Source organism: Moraxella marmotae, assembly GCF_042219885.1.
GTDB lineage: Bacteria > Pseudomonadota > Gammaproteobacteria > Pseudomonadales > Moraxellaceae > Moraxella > Moraxella marmotae.
Genome location: NZ_JBHJHR010000002.1, coordinates 1,917,735 through 1,939,915, shown reverse-complemented (window position 1 = coordinate 1,939,915; position 22,181 = coordinate 1,917,735). Strand labels below are relative to the sequence as shown.

Below are 22,181 nucleotides of genomic sequence, written 5' to 3'. Positions count from 1 at the left end.
ATAAATCAGTTTGATAAATTTGCACAAAAACGCCGCCATTTTATCTTTGGCGGTGTTTTTAGTTGAAAAAAGCACACAATTTGGCGATAATAAGACATTTGTCCATAATAACCAATTGCCTGCTTATGACCGCTGCCACTTCACCCAAATCTGCCAAGACCGCCAAATCAGCCAAATCTAAAGCTGCTTGGCAATCACAAGCAGACATCGCTGCCAATAATTTTTTAAAAACTGTCTTTAAACCTGCCAAAAAATCATTAAGTCTGGCATGGCTATGCGACACGATAAATACTTTACTTTTGGTGGCACAAACATGGATTTTGGTGCAGATTTTTAATGATTGGTTGCAGCTATTTGTCCCAAATACCGCCCATCAAGGCATGACATGGCTGGCTTTGGTTGGGTATTTATTACCGTTGTTTGTCATCATGGGATTGCGTGCGTTCATCGGCTATTGGCGTGATGCGATATTGACCAAAATCGGTGTGCAGACTGCCAGCCGTGTGCGGACGCAGTTATTGAATAAGCTGGGCGAGATGGGCTTGGCACGGCGGTTTTTTGGTTCTGATGGCATTTTGGCAAGTAAAATTATCGATGAGCCAGAGCATTTGATTGGTTATGCTCGTTTTGAAGTGCAAAAAAAGACGGCGGTTACGACACCGATTTTATTGGCGGCTTGTGTGGCGGTTTTTAATGGCACAGCCGCCCTGATTTTATTGGCAACTGCACCTTTAGTACCGATTTTTATGGCAATCATCGGCGTGGCAACTGCCAAAAAAAGCCGTGAGCAAATGGACGCCATGGCACAGCTGGGCGGGCGGTTTTTTGATTGGATTCGTGGGGCGAACACGCTGTCAAGATTGCACGCCACGCCCATTGCCATTGGCGATATTGACAACAGCAGCGAAACTTACCGCCAAAAAACCATGTCTGTGCTAAAAGTCGCTTTTTTAAACAGCACCGTGCTTGAATTTTTATCGGCGTTATCGATTGCTTTGGTGGCGGTGTATTTGGGTTTTGGCTTGATTGGCATTTTGCCGTGGCATGCAGGTCAGACGATTACCGATTATTCATCGGCTTTGATGATTTTGCTGCTTGTCCCTGAGTTTTATGCACCGCTACGCCGTTTGGGAGCAGAATACCACATCAAAGGGCAGGCGGTCGGTGCTGCCAAGGCGATGGTGGATATGCTCAATTTTAAAAATGCTCAAACAGGGCGGCAACAGGTGCGGCTATCAGGGCAAATTGGCTTTGATTTGCAGCAAGTTACCGTGTTTGGCGATGATGGGCGAGTGCGGTTATCGCCAACGACGGTGAAATTTACTGCTGGCAAATCCACGCTGCTGCAAGGCGAGAGCGGCTCTGGCAAATCCACGCTGCTGCAGACTTTGCTCGGCTTTGGTCAATACACAGGCAAAATCGTGGTGCATGATGAGCATGGGCAATACCGCTATGATGAACTGGATTTGGCACAGTTACGCAGTCAATTTGGGTACTTGGCACAGACGCCAGCACTGCTGCCGATTAGCATTGCTGATAATTTGCGATTGGCAAAACCTGATGCCACCGATGAGCAAATGGTCGCTGCTTTGCAAGCGGTGGGACTTTGGTCGCTGATTGCCAGTTTGCCAAATGCGATGCAAACAGTGCTGTCTGAGCGTGGTGGCGGCCTGTCTGGTGGGCAGGCTCATCGGCTTGCCATCGCTCAGCTGCTGCTCCAAGATGCCAAAGTGTGGCTACTTGACGAACCGACCGAGCATTTGGACGCCCAAACTGCCGAAGCGATTACCATGCTGCTGCATCGCTTATCTGGCGACAAAACCGTGATTTGGGTAAGCCACGATCCAAGCATCGCCACGCAATTTGACCATGTCTGCACTTTGGGGGTGTCAAATGAAAAATAATCAAAAAAACAGCCGCCCATTTATGCTGCGTGAGCTGATCAGTACACAAACTTGGTTGTGGATTTTGGCATGGTTTTTGGGACTATTGACCGTGTGGTCGGTGCTGGGCTTATCGATGGTGTCTGGCTGGTTTGTTACCATGTCGGCGGTGGCTGGACTGGTGGCGGTGGGCAGTCATACCTTCAATTATCTGGCACCTGCGGCAATTATCCGCACCTTTGCCATCGTCCGTACTTTATCACGCTATGGCGATCTGATGGTGTCGCACCATGCGGTGTTTGGTTTGCTCAAGGATTTGCGAGTACGATTTTTTGGCCAATGGGTTGGTCTGGATTTTATTGAGCGTAATCAGCAAGGACAATCCAGCAGCCAAAAAATGCACCGCTTGGTCAAAGACATTGATGTGCTTGATGAATTTATCCTGCGATTGGTAACGCCTTGGGTAATGGCAATCGGTGCAGTCGTTATGCTGGCGGTGGGGCTGTGGTTTTTGCCCAAAGGGTGGTTGGGCTTATTGCCGATAATTTTTGCACTCATCGTGGCGGTGCTGACGCTGCGTTTTGGGGTAGCTTTGGCACGCCAAGAAAGCCATTTGTTAGAAACTCGCAAATCCAAATTGCTTGATGTGCTGCCGGCCTTAACTTCGCTTTTGATTTGGCAAAGATGGCAGCACCACATTGACCAGCTTGAGCAGTTGGACAGTGAGCAAGTAGCACTGACATTGTCATCACATAAGCTACGCCGTGTCAGTATGCTAATCATTCAGCTGTCGATGGCGATTGCTGTGGTTGTAGTGTTGGTGCTGGCTTGGCTGGTGTTTTCGGCAGCCGATGTGATGCCATTTTTGCCTGATACGCTCAATGATTATACGGTGTTTAGCTCGGCAGTGGTGCTGGCGGTGGTGTTGGTGCTGGCTGGTTTGGGTGAATTTATCCAAAATCTGGTGTCTGAGCCGCTGGCGTTGGGCCGCAGCCAACAGGCAAAAAACCGCCTAAATGAGATGATTACTACAACCAAAACACATGGCGAGCGTCAACCTTTGGCGAGTATGGGTGATGAGCTGGCGTTGGTTTTGGACAATGTGGCGGTCAAAGCTCCCAAAGCGGTGATTGGGGCGACAGGGCTGTCGGCGGTGATTGATTCTGACAAGCCTTGTCTTATCGTTGGGCCGTCTGGCGTTGGCAAATCCACGCTTTTGCAGACATTGGCATCAGAATATCGTCCACAGGCAGGCGAAATCCGCTTGCAAGGCAGTGCAGGCAGTGCCGACTGGCAGGCGGTGGATTTTGGTGATCGGTTGGGATTTTTGGGTCAAACGGTGGATATTTTTGATCAGACTTTGGCGGACAATCTACGCCTAGGTAAGCCAGACGCCACCGATGATGAGCTGTATGCCGTGCTTGACAAAGTCAATTTGGGGGCGTGGATAAAAGCACAACCTAAGCAACTGGCGACGCCATTGGGTGAATATGGCATGGCAGTATCTGGCGGTCAAGCACGCCGCATCGCCTTGGCTCGCCTGTTGCTTGCACCCAAAGCGGTGATGCTGCTTGATGAACCATTTGCAGGTCTGGATAACACAACTCGGCAAATCGTTTGGCAAAACCTTATCCAAGCCCAACAGTCCAAGCAAATCGGACTGCTCTTGATTTCAACGCATCAGCTGTGGCAAGAGATGGGCGAAGTGGCTGTATTGAAGGTGGGTGAGAATCAAGGCTGATTTGGTACAATATTCCGATACAACATTTAACTTTATTGCCTAGATTTAATTAAAAAAGCCACCTATTTGCGTGGCTTTTAATTTTTAAAATTTTACTTTTATAATTTATTTTTATTAAATAAACGCCCACCAAACACCTGCACAACCAGTGCCAGCATCAAGGTTATCGCACCAAGCTGATGCCATGCGTTGAGCTTTTCGCCCAAAATACCAAAACCAACAAACAAGGCAATGACAGGTATCAGTAGGGCAAATGGCGTGATTTGGCTGGCAGGGTGGCGAGCTAGCAAATAACCCCAGCCAGAATAGCCGAGCAGACCTGCCACATACACCAAATACAGCACGCTAAGCCAACCTTGTCCGCTAAGATTGCCGATTTGATCAGCCACGCCATCAATGCCATATAAAATCAAAGAAACCACGATAAAAGCCATCAGCGTCGAGACATTGCCCCAAATCACCAAAGACAGTGGCGGAATGTTGTCGAGTTTTTTGACAATCAAATTGCCCACCGCCCAAGAAAGCCCAGCGGCGAGCATCAGCCACACGCCCATCATTGGCAGCACGCCTTGATATTGCCCAACGCCAATCAGCCCCAGACTTGCCATCGCCATCATCATGCCGACAATGTGCCACGCACGCATTCGCTCACCAAAGCATACACTGGTCAAAACCACGGTAAAAAACATCTGGCTTTGGTGTAATAAAGCCGCCAGACCCGTCGGCATGCCTTGCCAAATGGCCAAAAACATCAGGCTAAATTGCCCAAAACTTATCGCCAAACCATACAAAGCCAGCCAACGCCAGTCGCATTTGGGCAATTTGATAAAAAATATCGCAGGCACGAGCAGCAGAGCAAAACGCAATGCCCCAAGCACCATCGGTGAAACATCAGCCAAGGCGGTTTTGATGAATAAAAAATTGATACCCCAAGCAAAAATCACGCCAGCGATAATCAACCAATCTTTTGTTTTCATGTATTCTACAATCCTTCATTTAATTATTTAATCATTTGATAATTGGACAAATTGATAATTTAATCACTCAAAAATTAGCGATTTGGCAATTTTGACAATTTTAATCAGTGTTTTGATAAATGTCCAGTACTTAGCTTAAGCGGTAAATTTATCATCAACAAAAGCACCCAAAACAGCATTTTAGATAGCGTAAATGTTTTTGCTAATTTAAAAATACGATAAAAATCAATCGGTTATAAAATTTTTGCAATTTTTTCCAAACTTACAAAAATGTAAGTACTGACTAAAAGTAATCTTTTTGCGTATAATGATCGCATTAACGATATTTTTGTTGTTATTTTTGATTTTGTTTAAGATTGATGGAGTGTACCATGACAACATTTGCAATCACCGCCGCCAACGGCCAATTGGGGCGTTTGGTGTTAGAACAGCTTAAAAAACGAGTGCCAGCCGACAACATCGTCGCCTTGGTGCGTGATCCAGTAAAAGCCACAGATTTGGGCGTGGCGGTGCGTGCTGGCGATTATGATAAGCCTGATGAATTGGAAGCGTCTTTGCAAGGCGTGGATAAATTGCTGCTCATTTCAGGCATGATGCCGGGTGCAGCAGGTGCCAATCAACACCAAAATGTCATCAATGCCGCCAAAAAAGCTGGCGTAACATACATCGCTTATACCAGCGTGGTCAATGCCGACAATTCACCGTTTGCTGATTTGGGGCCTAAGCACCGTGGAACCGAAGATGCCCTAAAAGCATCAGGCTTGGATTACACCATTTTACGCCATGCTTGGTATAGTGAAAACTACACCGAATCCGTGCCAGCCGCCCTTGCTAATAACGCCTTGTACGGCAGTGCCAAAGATGGCAAAATCTCATCGGCGACTCGTGCGGATTTGGCCGAAGCTGATGCCATCGTATTAAGTAGCGATGAACATCACGGCAAAACCTATGAATTGGCTGGTGATGAAACCTATACGCTTAGCGATTTTGCTGCTGTTTTGAGCGAATTGGCAGGCAAAGACATCACTTATGTCGATATGCCACAAGCCGATTATGCAGCAGCACTGCAGCAAGCAGGCTTACCTGATGAGCTGGCCGAAGCCTTGGCATACTGGGACAGCTGCGTGGCACAAGATGCGGTATTTAGCACCGATAAAACTTTGGCCAAACTGCTCGGCTGTCCAACAACGGATCTAAAAACCGCAATCCAAGCGGCATTACAATCCTAAAACCTAAAAATTATCGCAAAAACTCAAGGCTTTGACCATAAAGTAATTAACTTGACAGTCAAAGCCTTATTTGATTTTGAATTTAAAATTAATTTAAATATTTATCATCAAAATTTAAAATTATTCGCCAAAAAACAAACCCTTGCCATGCACAAACACCGACACCGTTTCGCCAATTTGCACATTTGGGGCAAAACTTTGTTCCAAAGTCAGCATTTCGCCGCCAGCTTCTAGGTGGATTTGGGCGACGCAGGCTTTAAGCTCAATCTGCTTAGCAGTGGCGGTAAAGCCAAAATCGTCTGGGTGGCGACTGGTCAAGCTAAGCTGCTCAGGGCGAAACAGCACGCTGCCCACCGCTGAAGTTTGGCTTTGTACTTGCACTGGCACATCACCCCAACTGCAGTTGGCACTTTGTCCATCGCCGTTTAATTTCGCCTGTAAAATCAAGCTGTTGCCGATAAATTTGGCAACTTCCAGATGCTTGGCTTGCCAATACAATTCACGGGGACTGCCGATTTGTACGATGCGGCCAGCTTGGATAATGGCGATTTTATCGGCATAACGCAACGCTTCATCACGGTCATGGGTAACAAACACCGCCGATTTGCCACTTTGACGCAGGGCTGTGAGCATCTCATCACGGATTTGTTGGCGTAAATGCTCATCTAAGGCACTAAATGGCTCATCAAGCAAAATCAGCTCTGGATTGGGGGCAATCGCACGAGCCAAAGCAACTCGCTGCTGTTGTCCGCCAGATAATTCATGCGGATAGCGGTTGGCAAGTTCGCTAATGCCAGTCAATGCCATCACCGCTTCAATGCGTTGCTTATCGTCTGCGGTTTTGCCTTTGCCATTGCCCAGACCATAGGCGATGTTGCGATAAACCGTCAAATGGGGAAATAGTACGCCTTCTTGCACCACATAGCCCAATTTGCGTGCTTGTGGTGCTACATTATTGTTTTTATCAAAAATAATATTGCCCTGCACAGCGATTTCGCCACTGTCTGGCGACTCAAAGCCAGCGATACTACGCAGCAGCGTGGTCTTGCCACAGCCTGATGCACCGAGCAAAAACAGCATTTCGCCAGCGTTTAACTCTAGGCAAATGTCTTCAAGCACAGGCATTTGGTCAAAGGATTTATACAGATGATTGATTTGTAAAATGGGGGTTGTCATGGTGCTACCATTAAAATTATTAAAATCATTAAAATAAAACTTTAATCATGATAAAATGATAATCAATTTTTGCCTATTTGAATGCGTATTTTTTTAATAAAAACACAGGAATCGCCGAAAAAATTACCAGCATAAACGCATAAGGCGTGGCGGCGGCATACTGGGCATCGCTGGTGTATTCCCACACGGCAGTGGATAGCGTCTGCACATCGTTGGCGGTCAGTAGCAGCGTGGCGGTCAGCTCTTTCATCAAGTTTAAAAACACCAAGGCAAACGCCGCTGTTATCCCCGGCAAAATGGCAGGCACAACCAGCGTATAAAAGACATAAACAGGACTTCTACCAAGCGATTGACCGACTTTTTCCATGTTTTGGGGCAGCTGCTCGAGCGAGCTTCTGAGCGTGGTTTGTGCCATGGGCAAATACAGCATAAAATAAGCAACCACCACCACAATAAAGGTCTGATAAACTGGGCGAGCATAATTAACACTAAAATAAATGAGCGACAAAGCAATCACCAAGCCCGGCACAGCGTGCAGTAGATACGGCAAGCGGTCAATCCACACCGTCAGCCAGTTGCGATAACGCACCGCCGCCCAAACCAAAGGCAAGGCACATACGACCGTCAAAACCGCCCCCATTGCCGAAATCATCAGTGAGTGGCTAAAGGCTTCAAAAAATGCCGCAAAATCGGTGATATTATCATGTGAATTGCCGACAATTAGCCAGTACACCAGCATGCCAAACGGCACAACAATGCTCAAAACAAACAAAGACGAAAAAAAGCCAATCACAGGCAGCTGCCAGATGGCGGGTAATTTTTTGACTGGATAAGGGCGAGTAACGCCTTTACCGCTATGAAACAGCTTGGCTTTGCCACGAAACTGACTTTCTGCCAGCACCACAATGCCACAAATCGCCATCAGCACAGCAGACAGTAGGGCGGCGGTGCTGTTATTAAAGGACATTTCGTATTCTTGGTAAATGGCGGTGGTAAAGGTGTCGTAATTTAAAATGGACACCGCCCCAAATTCTACCAACATATGTAAAGCGATGAGCAAAATGCTGCTACCAATGGCTGGCTTCAGCTGCGGCAAAATGGCATGAAAAAAGGTCTGCCAGCGAGTTTTTCCCAGTGATAGGCTGACTTCTTCGAGTGAGCGGTCGAGCCGTTTTAGCGTGGCGGATACGGGCAAATAGGCAAGTGGGAATGAGCTTAGGCTCAAAATCATGATGCTGCCCCAAAAGCCTTCAACACGAAAAGTCAAGCTAATCCATGTAAAGCAGCTGACAAAGGCAGGAATGCACAAGGGCAGCGTCATGGCAGTCTGAAAAAACGATTTGCCAAAAAAATCAAATCGTTCTAACAAAAACGCACTGATAATCCCCAACACAATCGCCACGCTGGTAACACAGCCCATGAGCAATAAAGTGTTTTGTAATAAATCCCACATTCGTGGACGAAACAGCAGCTCGGCACTGCGTACCCAGCCCACATCATAAGCACGCAATGACACATACAAAAACGGCAGCAACAAAGGCAAGCCGATCAGTAGGGTTGTCAATGAAAGCCACAAAGGCAAAGAGCGATTTTGCATACCAATCCCAGATGACCAAAAAAGATAAGCGGTCGGACAACAAAATTATCCGACCGACATGGCATTTTGGGCAATGATTGGGTAAAGCTCATCAAATCGATCAAACTCACCAAATTTGACCAAACTGCTCAATTAATTGGTTTGCCAAATTGATTTGTCGAATTTTGCCCAATTCTTATTATTACCAAATTGCCACATTGTATGTTTTGTTATTAAATATTTAAATGCTTATAAATCAATTTAAATATTTAAGCAGTTCAGCGACTTAAATTTATAAGCACTTAAGCCGCTTGAGTTTGTTGAGTTTGGCTTATGCAAACCAAACTCACTTTAAATCATTTCAAGCCAGCTTTTTCAAGCAGTTTGTTTGCCAATTCTTTATCGGCGGCAGTGGTCGCAGAAACCACAGGGGCTTGCAATTTGTCAAATGGCTCTAGGTTAAAGGCTGATTTGACGCCAGCTGCCAAAGGGTACTCGGCACGCACTGATGCAAAGGCTTGCTGACCTTGTTTGTTTGATAAGAATTGTACGAATTTTTGGGCTTCGGCTTTGTTTTTTGAGTGTTTTAGTACCGCTGCACCTGAATAAGAAACCAATGCACCCGGATCACGATGACGGATAAAGTTTAGGCGAGAATGTAGGTTATTAACGCCTTTTTCTTTGGCAAGAGCGTACCAGTAGTAGTTGTTAATCAATGCCGCTGGGATTTCACCATTTTCAACTGCTTGTAGAGCGACGGTATTTTTTGAGTAGGCTTTACCATTGGCTTTTAGACCTTTTAGCCAAGTCAAAGCAGTTGCTTCACCTTTTAGCTTCACAATGGCAATCACTTGCTCCAAAAACGCACCAGAAGTTGGCACATAGCCGATGCGACCTTTCCATTTTGGTGTGGCGTAGTTTAGCACTGATTTTTCTAGGTCTTTTTCGGACAATTTACGAGCATCATAAACGACCACACGAGAGCGACCACTTAGAGCAACCCAGTCTTTTTTGGGAGCCAGTGGCACGCCTGCACGCTGTGTATTTTTGATGGTTTGGGCAGGCAAAGGCTCAAGCAGCTTGGCAGCAGATAACGCTGCTAGTGGTGGGATTTGTTCAGAATAGAACACATCGGCAGGGCTGTTAGCACCTTCTTCTTGCAGCTGACCTGCCAGCTGATCGCTTTTACCGCTGTTGATGATGACTTTGATGCCTGTGGCTTTGGTAAAGGCATTAACCACTGCTTGAGCAGCTTCCTTGTGCTGACCGTTATACAGGGTAATGTCGGCAAAGCTGTTGCTTGACACCAACAAAGCTGCACCTAAGGCAGCCAATTTAGCATAAGAAAACGACATGATGAACTCCTTTGCTTGGGTAGATTTGTTTATATAAAATCGTAAAATATCAGCATATTTTGTAAAAACTTCATTAAAAATATACTATTGAGATTGGGTGTAATTTTATAATGTTTTGACCAAAAATGCAAATAATTCTTTTTTACAAAATGTGAATGATTGCAATTTATACCATAGCAATAATTTATCAGCGATGACAATCAAGCACAATACCACCAAATGGCAATATTATCTGCATTATCCAAAAAAACGCCCAAAAACCACCAAAAATCAGCAAAACTCAACAAAGCAATCCCAAAAACAACCATAAAAACATAAAAAAATACCCAAGTCAAAAAACTCAGGTATTTTTTAATAAGCCAATCATTAAGACTGATTTAATTCAATTTATTTAATTTATGAAGTTTATTACATTTTAATCAATTGAATTTTAATCAAATTAACGAACTTTATCTTTGTAATCGCCATAGCCTTCAGCGTCCATCTGTGCCAATGGGATAAATTTTAGGCTGGCTCCATTGATGCAATAACGCAAGCCGCCTTTGTCTTTTGGGCCGTCAGGGAATACATGTCCCAAATGCGAATCGGCAGCGTGGCTACGCACTTCGGTGCGGTGCATATTAAAGCTGGTGTCGTCATGCTCGGTTACGGCAGCGGCATTGATGGGGCGAGTAAAGCTCGGCCAGCCACAGCCTGAGTTGAATTTATCAGCAGAGCTAAACAATGGCTCACCACTGACGACATCGACATAAATCCCCGGGGCAAACAGATGGTCGTACTCATGGCTAAAGGCGTATTCTGTGCCTGATTGTTGGGTAACTCGATATTGCTCATCGGTTAGGATTTTTTTAAGCTCGGCATCGCTTGGCTTATGATAAGTGGCAGCATCAAAGCCTTTTTTGGGCGTTTGTCCACCTTTATTAGGCAATGGCTCATCGGCTTTTTTGATGTCAATATGGCAGTAGCCGTTAGGATTTTTGATAAGATAATCTTGATGGTATTCTTCAGCTTCGTAGAAATGTTGTAGTGGTTGGTTTTCGACAACAATCGCTTGGCTGTATTTTTGTTGCTCACGAGCTAAGGCAGCGGTGATGATGGCTTGTTCGGCATTATCGGTATAATACACGCCAGTGCGGTATTGCTCGCCACGGTCGTTGCCTTGTTTGTTTAAGCTGGTTGGGTCGATGACACGAAAATAATACTGCAAAATGTCATCTAAGCTCAATTTTTCAGCATCATAAGTAACTTTGACGGTCTCGGCATGGCCGCTGTGGCGGTGTGAGACATCTTCATAAGTAGGATTGGCGGTTTTGCCATTGGCATAGCCTGAGACGGCATCGACGACGCCATCAATGCGTTGAAAATAGGCTTCTAAGCCCCAAAAGCAGCCGCCTGCCAGATAGATGGTTTTGGTATTCATTGGTTTTGCCTTTGTGTCTGTTGCTTTGTGAAAAGTGGTGGGCTGGGTTTTTAATTGGCTAATATCAGCATTGGGATTGTCAATGAGTGCCAAGGCTTGGTTTTCATTGATGCTGCCTTTGATGATACGCACCACTTTGCCTTGTGGATTTAGCACCGCCCACGAAGGATAAACGGCGATATTTAGGCTTTGTGCGATACTGCCGCCAGCATCTACCAGCACTGGTAAATTGGGATAATCAAGCCCTTGATACCAAGTCTGAAATTCACCGTCTTCTTTTTCGCCCAAAAAATCAGGCGATGCCACCGTGATTAAATTTGCCGCCTTAAACCGCTCATCGCTTGCCCATTGTTCGGTATGCCCAAGCTCAGATAGGCACAGCGGACACCAACTTGCCCAAAACTTGATCAGCGTGGGCTTGTTTTTTGCCAAAGCAGGGGCAGCTTGGGCGGTCGGTGTTTTGAGCTTAGCAAGCATATCAGGGACGGTGTTTGCTTGAGCATTACTAAAAAATGGCGACAGGCAAATCAATGCCACAACAATCGCCATCAGGCTGATGATAAATTTGATACCAACAGCGGATTTGGTTTGCGTTGTCTTTTGCATAATGGATACTCATAAAATCGGTACACACATTAGACGCAGTTTGGAGCTAAAATCTTACACTGTTTTGACAAAAATCGCAAAATTTTGCCAAAATTTTTATCATCAGCTGTTATTTTATCCATTTTAATAAAATTTACTAAAAATACCATCAGTTTTATTTTGATAATTTTTGGCTTAGGTGATGGGCAGATGATGACAAAAATCAACACAGCATTGGCAAACTGTGCTAAAATCAAAGCAAATTATTCTTAGCATTTAGCTTTTAGTATTTAATATTTGCATTTAATATTTGTCAAAGTTTTATAAAAGGTCAATTATGAGCGAAAATCAACAAGGCGGCTGGTTTGCCCGCATGAAAGCAGGGCTATCAAAGTCGAGTAAAAATCTGTCCGAAGGTTTGATGAATGTTTTGGTGGGCGGCAAAGAGATTGATGATGAGCTGCTTGAAGAAGTTGAAGACCAGCTATTGGTTGCTGACATCGGTGTCAATGCCACCAATCGCATTATCAAAAATCTGACTGAGCAGACCGCTCGTGGCGATTTGATTTATTCGCATTCGCTGTACAAGGCATTAAAGTCAGAGCTTGCTGAGATTTTGACGCCAAAAGTCGCCCCTTTGGTGATTGACGACAGCAAAAAACCCTATGTGATTTTGGTGGTGGGGGTCAATGGCGTGGGCAAAACCACCACCATCGGCAAACTTGCCAAGCGTCTGCAAAAACAAGGCAAGTCCGTGATGCTGGCAGCAGGCGATACTTTCCGTGCTGCCGCCACTGAGCAGCTGCAAATTTGGGGCGAGCGAAATCAAATCCCTGTGGTCGCCCAAGGGCATGGCTCAGACAGTGCTTCGGTGATTTTTGATGCCATGCAGTCGGCTCGTGCCAAGGGCATCGATGTGCTGATTGCCGATACCGCAGGGCGACTGCAAAACAAGACTTATTTGATGAATGAACTTGAAAAAGTGGTGCGTGTCATCAAAAAAGGCGACGAAACCGCACCGCATGAAACGATGATTGTTCTAGATGCTGGCACAGGTCAAAATGCCATCAATCAAGTGCAGGTATTTTCTGAAGCGGTGAATTTGACAGGCATCAGCATCACCAAATTGGACGGTACAGCCAAAGGCGGTGTGGTCTTTAATATCGCCCAAAATACCGACATTCCGATTCGCTTTATCGGTGTTGGTGAAGGCATTGACGATTTGCAGCCATTTGAGCCAAAGCAATTTGTTGATGCTTTACTCGAAAAAGACGAATAACCACTTGATTTTAAATGATCAATGGATTGAATGATTCATTTAATTAAATAAATTTAAGTAAATAATTAACAAATTTGTATGATTAGCACGCATTATCATTCGCCATACAACTTGCCAGCCATGCGTCTGACCGCCAAGGACGGTCGGCTGCTGATTGCCGATTGGTTTGAACAAAAAACCACCAAACTCATCGATAAGCTAAGTGCCGATACTTGCTTAATCAAGCGGCATTTGCTCGATGCCCATGATGCTGATCAAGCGGCACTACTAAAGGTGTGTCAGCAGCTGGACGAATATTTTGTAGGCACTCGGCAAGTGTTTGATATTGCTTTGGATTTGTCGCACGGCACGGCATTTCAGCAGAGCGTTTGGCAGGCGTTGCGGCAGATTCCCTATGGGCAGACCATCAGTTATGCCCAGCTTGCCAAAAATATCGGCAAACCAACGGCATTTCGTGCCTGTGCCAATGCTAATGGCAAAAATCTCATCAGCCTAATCATTCCGTGCCACCGAGTGATTGCCGCCAATGGTTCGTTAGGTGGCTATACTGGCGGCGTGCAAATCAAAGAGACACTACTCAATCACGAAGCCAAATATCATCCGCTTTAGACACAAAAAAATCAAGCGGTTTTGGTTTATTTTTCCTTATCACCATAACGATTTTGTTCAAAATTTTAATGTCTATTGTGCTGTGCCATTGTGCTATAATGCACTTAGGTATCGACTCAAAATTAAGGGGGTTATATGCCAAATTATATAAACTTCAACCATGCAAATTTCGTCCAAGTTGCACCGTCTTATCATGCCATGCAAAATGAGCAAGCCAAAGCCCATTTATTGGCTGCAAAACAACAAATTGATGCAGCATTGGTCGCCTTGCAATCACAATCATCATCAAATGCTTATGAAGTTTTGACAAGATTGATGGCAAACTACTCAGAAGAAGAGTTGCAAGCCTTGGCTGACATTGAGTTTTAAGGGATTTTATGTATCTACTTGATACCAATATCATTGCAGAAATTCGCAAGATTAAAGCAGCAAAAGCCAATCCAAACTTTGAACTTTGGTTTATAAAACAAGCTAATGATGATTTGTTTATTAGCAGCATTGTGTTATTTGAACTTAAAAAAGGCTCATTGCTCAAAAGGCACAAGGGCGACATTTTACAAGCTGACCTTTTGGACACTTGGATTGATAACACGGTGATGCCGATGTTTCAAAATCGCATTTTGCCATTTGATGAAAAAGCTGCTTTTATCAATGCTGGGCTACACATTCCCAACCCAAGACCTGACTGTGATTCTATGATAGCAGCCACCGCCTTGGCATATGATTTGACACTGGTTACACGCAATACTTCAGATTTTGACCGCATCGGCGGTTTACGAATTTTTAATCCTTTTTCTTGATTGTATTTATTGCAAATAATTGCAGTGAATTCAGTCAATTACCACCCTAATCATCACCAAAAAAACTACCAATACCGCCAATTTGCCACAAAATTTTGGCACAATTTTATTTTTGTTTTATTTTTGCCCATAAAAGTGTGTTATAATTAGACGATTTATATTTCTTTTTTATTTATTCTAAGGGGTTGCTTATGTCTTATGCGTTACTTCGTCCAATTTTGTTCAGCATGGATCCTGAGCAAGCACACGAAAAAACGTTTGAGATATTGCAAGCTGCCAATAATGCACACTTGTTGGGTTTTGTCTATGCCAAGCAAGCACTGCCAACCGAATGCATGGGCATTGCTTTGCCCAATCCTGTGGGGCTGGCGGCAGGCTTGGATAAAAACGGTGCGTACATCGATGCCCTAAGCGAGCTTGGTTTTGGCTATCTTGAGATTGGTACGGTTACGCCCAAACCCCAAGACGGCAACGACAAACCACGCTTATTTCGTGTCAAAGAAGCACACGGCATCATTAACCGCATGGGCTTTAATAACCATGGCGTCGATGCGATGATTGACAATATCGAGCGTGCCAAATACCAAGGCGTACTGGGGATTAACATTGGCAAAAATGCCGTAACGCCTGTCGAAAATGCACTGGACGATTATGTGTATTGTCTAGAGCGGGTTTATCCGTATGCCAGCTATATCACGATCAATATCTCAAGCCCAAACACCAAAAATTTACGCAGTCTACAAAGTGCCGATGCTTTGTCAGCACTACTTGATGGTATCAAAAATTGCCAAATCCGCCTTGCCAATCAATACGGCTTTTATGTGCCGCTTGCTCTAAAAATCGCACCAGATTTGGATTTGCACCAAATTGACGAAATCTCACGCACGGTTTTGGCGTTTGAGATTGATGGCTTAATCGCCACCAACACCACGCTATCACGCACAGGCGTTGAAGGTTTTCGCCATAGCGATGAAACAGGCGGCTTGTCTGGCAGACCAGTCAATCACCAAAGCACGCTGATTTTGTCGCAATTTGCCGATCGTATCGCTCACAAGGTGGATTTGATTGGCGTGGGTGGCATCGAGACAGGCGAGCTTGCGGTCAAAAAAATTCACGCAGGTGCCAAAGCGGTGCAGCTGTATTCAGGCTTGATTTATAAAGGTCCAGGTCTGGTGATGGATTGTGTGCAGGCCTTGACAGGCGATCGCCATGGCTGATGGGGCGGCATGATGTCGGCGATTGATATTGTCATCACGGCGGTGGTACTACTGGGGCTGTGGCGTGGTTTTTTGGCAGGGCTGATCAAGAGCCTAACTTCGCTTGTTGCTTGGTTTTTTGCCTTGATTATTGCTTCAAAATTGGCAAAAGACTTTGCGGTGCTGTTTGTTGGCTTGGTGGACAATCCAATATTACAAATTGCCTTGGCATTTTTGAGCATCATGCTGGTTGCAGTTGTGCTGGTGAATATCTGTGCTGGGATTTTGACACGCTCGGTGCGATTTTTAAAATTGGGCATCATTGATCGCTTGGGCGGTGGCTTGTTTGGGGCGATGACAAGCGTGCTAAAGGTGTTGATGGTGATGAGCGTGATTGCTCCTTGGATTGTCAATTTACCTGCGTGGCAAAATTCGCAGCTTGCCCCAAGTCTGCTGCCTTATGCACCATTGGCAAAAACAATCCTACAAAAAGCAATGAATGACACTTTAAATCAGCTAGACAATCCCTATAAAGATTGATGGGAGCATCATTGGATTTAAGTTTGGCTAATGAATAATTTTGCCAATAAATCGTGTAATATCGGCTGATGCTTTATAAAGCTGTACAAATTTTACTAAAATTATCTTAAATTCTAACTTTAAAACTTTACCAACAAATTGGAGCAAATATGTGTGGTGTAATCGGCGTCATGGCGCATGAATCAGTGAATCAGATGCTGTATGATGGCTTAACCATGCTGCAGCATCGTGGGCAAGATGCGGCAGGTATCGTTACTTTAAAAGATAACCGACTCTACCTACGCAAAGACAACGGCATGGTGCGAGATGTGTTTATGAATCAGCACATGGTGCGTCTGGTGGGTAACTGTGGCATCGGTCATGTCCGTTATCCAACCGCTGGCACATCAAGCACCGCCGAAGCCCAGCCTTTGTATGTAAACTCACCATACGGCATCGCCTTGGCACACAATGGCAACTTGACCAATGCCGAAAAATTGGCAAAAGAGTTGTACGAAGAAGATCGCCGCCACCTAAATACCCAGTCAGATTCTGAAGTTTTGCTAAATATTTTTGCCCATGAATTACAAAAATTTACCAAAACTTCACTAGATCCCAGCGATATTTTTGAAGCACTGCGTAAAGTTTATAAACGCTGCGACGGTGCTTATGCGGTGGTGGCATTGATTACTGGTCATGGCATGGTGGCATTTCGTGATCCTAACGGTATCCGTCCTTTGGTTTATGGTCGCCGCTCGACCGAACAGGGCGTGGAATACATGGTGGCATCTGAGTCGGTGGCATTGCAGGCGTTGGGCTTTGAGATTGTGCGTGATGTCGCCCCCGGTGAAGCGATTTTTATTGATTTGCATCACAATATCCACACCCATCAATGCGTTGAGATAAAAGACGGTCAATACACGCCATGCATCTTTGAATATGTGTATTTTGCACGCCCTGACTCGATTATTGATAATATTTCGGTGCATAAATCACGCATGCGTATGGGCGAAAAACTGGCCGATCGGATTTTGCGTGAGTGGGGCGAAGATCATGGCATCGATGTGGTGATTCCAATTCCAGACACTTCTCGCAACTCCGCCCTTGAGCTGGCGTTGCGTCTGAATGTCAAATACCGTGAAGGCTTTAATAAAAACCGCTATATCGGACGCACCTTTATCATGCCGGGGCAGCAGCAACGCAAAAAAAGCGTCCGCCAAAAGCTCAACGCCGTACCGCTGGAATTTAAAAATAAAAATGTCCTATTGGTTGATGATTCGATCGTGCGTGGGACGACTTGCCATGAGATTATCCAAATGGCACGAGACGCTGGGGCAAAAAATGTCTTTTTTGCATCGGCAGCACCGCCAGTACTGTATCCCAATGTCTATGGCATCGATATGCCAGTACGCAGTGAGCTGATTTCATCAGGTCGCAGTGTCGAAGAAGTGCGTGAAATCATCGGTGCCGACCGCTTAATTTTCCAAGATTTGAACGATCTGATCGAAGCGGTCAATGACACCAAATACAGCCGTGTGCATGGTTTTGATTGCTCAGTATTTGATGGTAAATACATCGCAGGTAAGATTGACGAAGATTATCTATCAGCACTACAAAACAAGCGTAATGATGCCGCCAAGGACAAGGGCAATGTGTTTGTTGATACGCCAGTGGATATGACAGGCGTGTCATCGGTATAACCATTGCCATGCCCAGAATACCGAAATCCGTGCATGATTTCGGTATTTTTATCAAAGATGATTAAATTTATCAAAAGATATTTGTAAATTTTTTTATATAAAATTGCATAAAAAATCACACGATGATGATTAATTTTTTTTTGATAAATCCTTGTGAAATTTCTTGATTATTTATTAAGTTAAATTTAAAAATTTGGAAAAATTATGATGAAAAAACTCCCAACGCTCAGTGCCTTGTCTGTGGCCGTTTTGGCGGCATTATTGGCATCTTGCACATCGCAGCCGACCGCCGAGCGAGCGCCGATTAAGGTGGTACAAGCCACACCACAACAGCCACAGCCGACCACTCAGCCTGTGGTTGTCAAGCCAGCACCCAAGCCGCAGCCTGTTGCCCAGCCGACCGTTGCTGTCGCTCCAACTCCCACGCCAGCACCCACTCAAGCCTACTATGGCAGTTTTGGCGAATGGCGTAGCGATTTTGTCCGCCGTGCCACTGCCAAAGGGGTTAATGCCAGTATTCTAAACAGTTTGATGGCAAATGCCACGCTGAACCAACGCATCATTGATTTGGATCGCAGTCAGGCAGAATTTACCAAAATGCCTTGGGAATATGTCGAGTCGGCAGCGTCGTCCAATCGCATCAGCCAAGGCAAAAGCAAATTGAGTGAAAATTACAGCGTGCTGTCTGCCGCCGAGTCGCTTTATGGTACGCCAAAAGAAATTACCGTTGCGATTTGGGGCATGGAGTCATCTTATGGGGCAGGCACGGGTAATTCTGATTTGGTCAATGCCTTGTCAAGTCTGGCTTATGACGGTCGCCGCCGAGAATTTGCCGAAAATGAACTGATCGCCATGGTCAAGATGATCGAGCGTGGCGATGTGAGTGCATCGCAGCTCAAAGGCTCATGGGCAGGTGGTATGGGGCATACGCAGTTTATCCCAAGCACTTGGATTGTGGAAGGGGTCGATGGCAATAACGATGGCCACAAAGATCCGTGGAATCGCCAAGACGCTCTGACTTCCACCGCCAGTTATTTGGCAAATGCTGGCTGGGTACGCAATTTGGCTCCGTTTTATGAAGTGCGTTTGCCGGCAGGTTTTGATTATACATTGCTGGGCAGTAAGCGTAGTTTAGATGCGTGGAAGGGTGTGGGTTTGACTGCGGTCAATGGCGAGTATTTTGGCGGTGCGTCTGAAGCAGAATTGTGGCTGCCTGCTGGTGCTAATGGCCCGGCATTGCTTTTGACCAAAAACTTTGACGCCATTCGTGTTTATAACAATTCATCAAGCTATGCCTTGGGCGTGTCGCTACTTGCCAAGCGTATCGCTGGCGGTAGCGGCTTGGTGCAATCATGGCCACGCCACGAGCAGCCGCTATCACGCACACAGGTGCAAAATCTGCAACGCAATCTGACCGCCCAAGGCTATGACACCCAAGGCATTGACGGTGTCGCAGGCGGCAATACTCGTAAGGCATTCGCTCGTTGGCAAGCCGCCAATGGACAAATCCCTGATGGCTTTATTAGTCAGCGTAGTGCGGGCAATTTGGCTTGGTAAGCTATTTATTTTTTGATTATAGCGATTTAAATCACCATCGGCATTTTTATAAAGTGCTGATGTTTGTTTGTGTTTTGGATAATTTGGGCGGTGTATTTAATCGCCATTTTGCTTTTTAAATGACAAACAAATATTTGATTTACAAAATTATTTACAAAATTTTTAAAAAAATTACTTGATTTTTCCGCAAGGGGGGGGGTAAACTAGACTAAATTTGTTATCAGCATGGCATACCGCTGTGTCTTTTTATGGAGAATTTGACGATGGCAAAACACACTCTAATCCGTAATGTTGCTTGCGTGGCGGTTGCTGCTGCGGTTTTGACGGCTTGCTCTAGTGGTCATGATGGCGGTCCAGCAAATGCACCAAGCCCTTTGGTTCCAGCAACACCAAATAAACCAACCCAAAACACACCAAACCAAAATAAACCAGCTCAGAATAACCCTGCCCCAGCACCACAACCAGCCAAATCACCTGTGGGTAATCAAGGCTTTGCTGCCAATAAAGAAGCAGTGGTAAGTGGTGATCGTAGCTCATCAGTAATTACTGTTGATGGTCATCAGATCACAGTAGAATACCCAGGATTTTATATTGGTAGATTTCTCAATATGAATGATTCTAAAGCTCACACTATTACCAGTGGCACAAACTTCAACCATGTGCGTTTTGGTGCACAGATTGATAAAGTCAATGGCAACACACCGTATGTCTTTGCTGTCGGTAGCGTGACCAAAGATGTGCCTACAAGCGGCAAAGCCAGCTATGTCGGTGATGCTGCTGTAATCAAAGGTCAAAATGTTATTCCTGGTAATGCCAAATTTGATGTGGATTTTGGTGCAAAAACCATCGCAGGTTCTGCTTCAAACATTGCTTTGGCAGGCAAAATCAACGGTGCAGCATTTGAAGGTACCAAAGACGGCGTAGCCATGAAAGGTAATTTCTACGGCCCTGCCGCTGCTGAGTTGTCAGGTGTCTTTAAAGGCAATGATGTACAAGGCTCATTCGGTGCTATAAAACAATAAGCCTGTTTTTTTTCGCAGCCCGCTTGGTTTGACCGAGCGGGTTTTGTGTTATCTGCCAAGACCAAATGCCATTTTCAGACGGCATACCGTTTATCCAGAATCGATGATTATGCGATATTTTCCGTTTTTTCTTGTTTTGCTGCCAGCTGCCGTTGTTGCTGCACCACTGGTTACACCCAATGACACCCTTGCCGATTTGAATCAAGAGCAGATACTTCAGGCAAAGCAGGCGGCCGAGCCATTGCCCAAAGTTGAGCCTAATGCTCCCAAATCCATGACCAAAGAAGAGCTGTTGCAGCAGCCTGAATTGCTGCACAGTGCTATGAATATTGCTTTGGAACAGGTCAATACCGACACGCTTCGTTTTTTGTTGCCGCTTTACCGCCAACTGCCTGATGCCGATTCGGCGATTATCCGTTATACCGAAGCTCTGATTTTGCGTGCAGAAGGCAAATACCGACAGGCAGAGCAGGCATTGTCGGCACTGGCGGCGGAATATCCTGACCATGCACCGCTGCATCTGCAACAGGCTTTGACACTGGCTCAGGATAAGCAGTTTAACGAAGCGGCGGCACAAATCCAAGCTGTCCGCCAAATGTCCGATGTTCCCGAATCCGTGCAACAATATCTGAACGGTTTTGATGCTGCCATAAAACAGGGCAGGCAATGGCAGTTTTATGGCAACGCATCTTATCAGCAAGACGACAATATCGCCAAAACGCCCAAGCAACGACAATACGGAAACTGGCATTTTGCCGAGCCGCAATCGGCACACGGCATTGCATACAACGCCGCCGCCCACAAAACCATACCAATCAAAGGGCATTGGGCGGCACGGGTTCAGGCTTCGGTTTATGGCTCGTTTTATTGGGACGCTCACGACTATGACGATTTAATCGCCCGAGCGGAAGCCGGCCCGATGTGGCGGGACGCTGCACAGGAAATTTCTGTTTCCCCATTTTACGAAAAACGCTGGTTCGGCACCGAGCCTTATTACGATAAAATCGGCGGCGTTGTCCGCTATTCACGGATATTGTCCCCAAAATGGCAGATTTTTGGTGCTTGGCAGTCAGGCCATAAAAAATATCAAGAACGCGCTTTTTTGGACGGCGGCAGCCATTCGGCATCGCTCAGTACGCTTTATAGGCCGTCTGAAAAACGCTCTTTTGTGTTCGGCATCGGCAGCGGCTTGGAAAACGCCAAAGATTTGTCGGACGCTTACCGCCAAAGCAATGTCCGCATTTCGTGGAACGAAAATTGGGGCAGTCAGCAGAATTTTGCAACCACTTTGGAAACTTCAGTGCAGCACCGCCGCTATCGCAGTGCCGACATTTTCAACATTCAGCGACAAGAAACCGAATACGCCGCCCAGTTTTCTTTGTCCCACAAAAAAATCGCCTACAAAGGCTTTATGCCCCGCCTGAATGCGGCTTATTCGGCGGTGGACAGCAACCATTTTTATTACCGCCACCATCAGGGCAAGGTGTTTGTTGATATTAGTAAGCAGTTTTGAAATTAATTGATTAATTGAATTTTAAAAATAACCTACCGATAAAA

At 45.5% G+C, this 22,181-nt stretch carries 18 protein-coding genes; 13 read left to right on the top strand and 5 right to left on the bottom strand.

Going from position 1 to position 22,181, the window contains the following annotated elements; genetic code table 11:
- The first annotated feature begins 125 nt into the window (after positions 1-125).
- Together cydD and ACFBZI_RS09050 are read left to right on the top strand one after the other, a co-directional pair.
- Positions 126-1,904 carry a thiol reductant ABC exporter subunit CydD gene (cydD, locus tag ACFBZI_RS09055; RefSeq protein WP_375716005.1) on the top strand — a complete coding sequence of 593 codons (1,779 nt, stop codon included), beginning with the start codon at positions 126-128 and terminating at the stop codon, positions 1,902-1,904.
- Positions 1,894-3,624: an amino acid ABC transporter ATP-binding/permease protein gene (locus ACFBZI_RS09050; protein WP_375716004.1), complete on the top strand. Its 1,731-nt coding sequence runs from the start codon at positions 1,894-1,896 to the stop codon at positions 3,622-3,624. The genes cydD and ACFBZI_RS09050 overlap by 11 nt, the downstream gene beginning before the upstream one ends.
- A gap of 98 nt (positions 3,625-3,722) precedes the next feature.
- Here the strand turns inward: ACFBZI_RS09050 and ACFBZI_RS09045 are convergent, their stop codons facing one another.
- The gene (locus tag ACFBZI_RS09045; protein ID WP_375716003.1) at positions 3,723-4,601 is read right to left on the bottom strand and encodes an EamA family transporter; all 879 of its coding nucleotides are present in this window, start codon (positions 4,599-4,601) and stop codon (positions 3,723-3,725) included.
- A gap of 371 nt (positions 4,602-4,972) precedes the next feature.
- Between ACFBZI_RS09045 and ACFBZI_RS09040 the strand changes: the two genes are divergently transcribed.
- On the top strand, positions 4,973-5,830 hold the full coding sequence (locus ACFBZI_RS09040; RefSeq protein ID WP_375716002.1) for an SDR family oxidoreductase: 858 nt from the start codon (positions 4,973-4,975) through the stop codon (positions 5,828-5,830).
- A 120-nt stretch (positions 5,831-5,950) separates the two neighbouring features.
- Here ACFBZI_RS09040 and ACFBZI_RS09035 read toward each other — a convergent pair whose 3' ends face one another.
- From ACFBZI_RS09035 to msrAB, 4 genes are all read right to left on the bottom strand, one after another.
- Positions 5,951-7,006 (bottom strand): ABC transporter ATP-binding protein, encoded by a 1,056-nt coding sequence (locus ACFBZI_RS09035; protein WP_375716001.1) that lies wholly within the window; start codon positions 7,004-7,006, stop codon positions 5,951-5,953.
- A 73-nt stretch (positions 7,007-7,079) separates the two neighbouring features.
- Entirely contained in the window at positions 7,080-8,603 is a 1,524-nt protein-coding gene (locus tag ACFBZI_RS09030; protein WP_375716000.1) for an ABC transporter permease, read from the bottom strand.
- Between the two features lie 335 nt (positions 8,604-8,938).
- Positions 8,939-9,937: an iron ABC transporter substrate-binding protein gene (locus ACFBZI_RS09025; RefSeq protein WP_375715999.1), complete on the bottom strand. Its 999-nt coding sequence runs from the start codon at positions 9,935-9,937 to the stop codon at positions 8,939-8,941.
- Positions 9,938-10,376: 439 nt separating this feature from the next.
- The gene (gene msrAB, locus ACFBZI_RS09020) at positions 10,377-11,963 is read right to left on the bottom strand and encodes a bifunctional peptide-methionine (S)-S-oxide reductase MsrA/peptide-methionine (R)-S-oxide reductase MsrB (protein ID WP_375715998.1); all 1,587 of its coding nucleotides are present in this window, start codon (positions 11,961-11,963) and stop codon (positions 10,377-10,379) included.
- Positions 11,964-12,279: 316 nt separating this feature from the next.
- Between msrAB and ftsY the strand changes: the two genes are divergently transcribed.
- From ftsY to ACFBZI_RS08970, 10 genes are all read left to right on the top strand, one after another.
- Complete coding sequence (ftsY, locus tag ACFBZI_RS09015) at positions 12,280-13,221, top strand: signal recognition particle-docking protein FtsY (RefSeq protein ID WP_375715997.1); 942 nt, start codon at positions 12,280-12,282, stop codon at positions 13,219-13,221.
- A gap of 78 nt (positions 13,222-13,299) precedes the next feature.
- Complete coding sequence (locus ACFBZI_RS09010) at positions 13,300-13,830, top strand: methylated-DNA--[protein]-cysteine S-methyltransferase (protein ID WP_375715996.1); 531 nt, start codon at positions 13,300-13,302, stop codon at positions 13,828-13,830.
- 135 nt (positions 13,831-13,965) lie between these two features.
- Positions 13,966-14,199, top strand: a complete 234-nt coding sequence (locus ACFBZI_RS09005) for a hypothetical protein (RefSeq protein WP_375715995.1) — start codon at positions 13,966-13,968, stop codon at positions 14,197-14,199.
- Positions 14,200-14,207: 8 nt separating this feature from the next.
- Complete coding sequence (locus tag ACFBZI_RS09000) at positions 14,208-14,630, top strand: type II toxin-antitoxin system VapC family toxin (RefSeq protein WP_375715994.1); 423 nt, start codon at positions 14,208-14,210, stop codon at positions 14,628-14,630.
- A gap of 191 nt (positions 14,631-14,821) precedes the next feature.
- Positions 14,822-15,847, top strand: coding sequence for a quinone-dependent dihydroorotate dehydrogenase (locus ACFBZI_RS08995; RefSeq protein ID WP_375715993.1), 1,026 nt, complete (start codon positions 14,822-14,824; stop codon positions 15,845-15,847).
- 9 nt (positions 15,848-15,856) lie between these two features.
- A complete protein-coding gene (locus tag ACFBZI_RS08990) occupies positions 15,857-16,366 on the top strand; it encodes a CvpA family protein (RefSeq protein WP_375715992.1) in 510 nt (169 codons plus the stop codon).
- A gap of 149 nt (positions 16,367-16,515) precedes the next feature.
- A complete protein-coding gene (gene purF / locus ACFBZI_RS08985; RefSeq protein WP_375715991.1) occupies positions 16,516-18,045 on the top strand; it encodes an amidophosphoribosyltransferase in 1,530 nt (509 codons plus the stop codon).
- 204 nt (positions 18,046-18,249) lie between these two features.
- Complete coding sequence (locus ACFBZI_RS08980) at positions 18,250-19,602, top strand: lytic murein transglycosylase (RefSeq protein ID WP_375715990.1); 1,353 nt, start codon at positions 18,250-18,252, stop codon at positions 19,600-19,602.
- A 263-nt stretch (positions 19,603-19,865) separates the two neighbouring features.
- On the top strand, positions 19,866-20,624 hold the full coding sequence (locus tag ACFBZI_RS08975; RefSeq protein WP_375715989.1) for a transferrin-binding protein-like solute binding protein: 759 nt from the start codon (positions 19,866-19,868) through the stop codon (positions 20,622-20,624).
- Positions 20,625-20,733: 109 nt separating this feature from the next.
- On the top strand, positions 20,734-22,137 hold the full coding sequence (locus tag ACFBZI_RS08970) for a surface lipoprotein assembly modifier (protein ID WP_375715988.1): 1,404 nt from the start codon (positions 20,734-20,736) through the stop codon (positions 22,135-22,137).
- Positions 22,138-22,181: the final 44 nt, after the last annotated feature.

Excerpts from the sequence above, each read along its gene's own strand:
- ACFBZI_RS08990 (WP_375715992.1), top strand. The coding sequence starts at position 15,857 with ATGATGTCGGCGATTGATATTGTCATCACGGCGGTGGTACTACTGGGG.
- ACFBZI_RS09025 (WP_375715999.1), bottom strand. The coding sequence starts at position 9,937 with ATGTCGTTTTCTTATGCTAAATTGGCTGCCTTAGGTGCAGCTTTGTTG.
- msrAB (WP_375715998.1), bottom strand. The coding sequence starts at position 11,963 with ATGCAAAAGACAACGCAAACCAAATCCGCTGTTGGTATCAAATTTATC.
- cydD (WP_375716005.1), top strand. The coding sequence starts at position 126 with ATGACCGCTGCCACTTCACCCAAATCTGCCAAGACCGCCAAATCAGCC.
- ACFBZI_RS09010 (WP_375715996.1), top strand. The coding sequence starts at position 13,300 with ATGATTAGCACGCATTATCATTCGCCATACAACTTGCCAGCCATGCGT.
- ACFBZI_RS08995 (WP_375715993.1), top strand. The coding sequence starts at position 14,822 with ATGTCTTATGCGTTACTTCGTCCAATTTTGTTCAGCATGGATCCTGAG.
- purF (WP_375715991.1), top strand. The coding sequence starts at position 16,516 with ATGTGTGGTGTAATCGGCGTCATGGCGCATGAATCAGTGAATCAGATG.
- ACFBZI_RS09040 (WP_375716002.1), top strand. The coding sequence starts at position 4,973 with ATGACAACATTTGCAATCACCGCCGCCAACGGCCAATTGGGGCGTTTG.
- ACFBZI_RS09050 (WP_375716004.1), top strand. The coding sequence starts at position 1,894 with ATGAAAAATAATCAAAAAAACAGCCGCCCATTTATGCTGCGTGAGCTG.
- ACFBZI_RS08980 (WP_375715990.1), top strand. The coding sequence starts at position 18,250 with ATGATGAAAAAACTCCCAACGCTCAGTGCCTTGTCTGTGGCCGTTTTG.
- ftsY (WP_375715997.1), top strand. The coding sequence starts at position 12,280 with ATGAGCGAAAATCAACAAGGCGGCTGGTTTGCCCGCATGAAAGCAGGG.
- ACFBZI_RS08975 (WP_375715989.1), top strand. The coding sequence starts at position 19,866 with ATGGCAAAACACACTCTAATCCGTAATGTTGCTTGCGTGGCGGTTGCT.
- ACFBZI_RS09000 (WP_375715994.1), top strand. The coding sequence starts at position 14,208 with ATGTATCTACTTGATACCAATATCATTGCAGAAATTCGCAAGATTAAA.
- ACFBZI_RS08970 (WP_375715988.1), top strand. The coding sequence starts at position 20,734 with ATGCGATATTTTCCGTTTTTTCTTGTTTTGCTGCCAGCTGCCGTTGTT.
- ACFBZI_RS09045 (WP_375716003.1), bottom strand. The coding sequence starts at position 4,601 with ATGAAAACAAAAGATTGGTTGATTATCGCTGGCGTGATTTTTGCTTGG.
- ACFBZI_RS09030 (WP_375716000.1), bottom strand. The coding sequence starts at position 8,603 with ATGCAAAATCGCTCTTTGCCTTTGTGGCTTTCATTGACAACCCTACTG.
- ACFBZI_RS09035 (WP_375716001.1), bottom strand. The coding sequence starts at position 7,006 with ATGACAACCCCCATTTTACAAATCAATCATCTGTATAAATCCTTTGAC.
- ACFBZI_RS09005 (WP_375715995.1), top strand. The coding sequence starts at position 13,966 with ATGCCAAATTATATAAACTTCAACCATGCAAATTTCGTCCAAGTTGCA.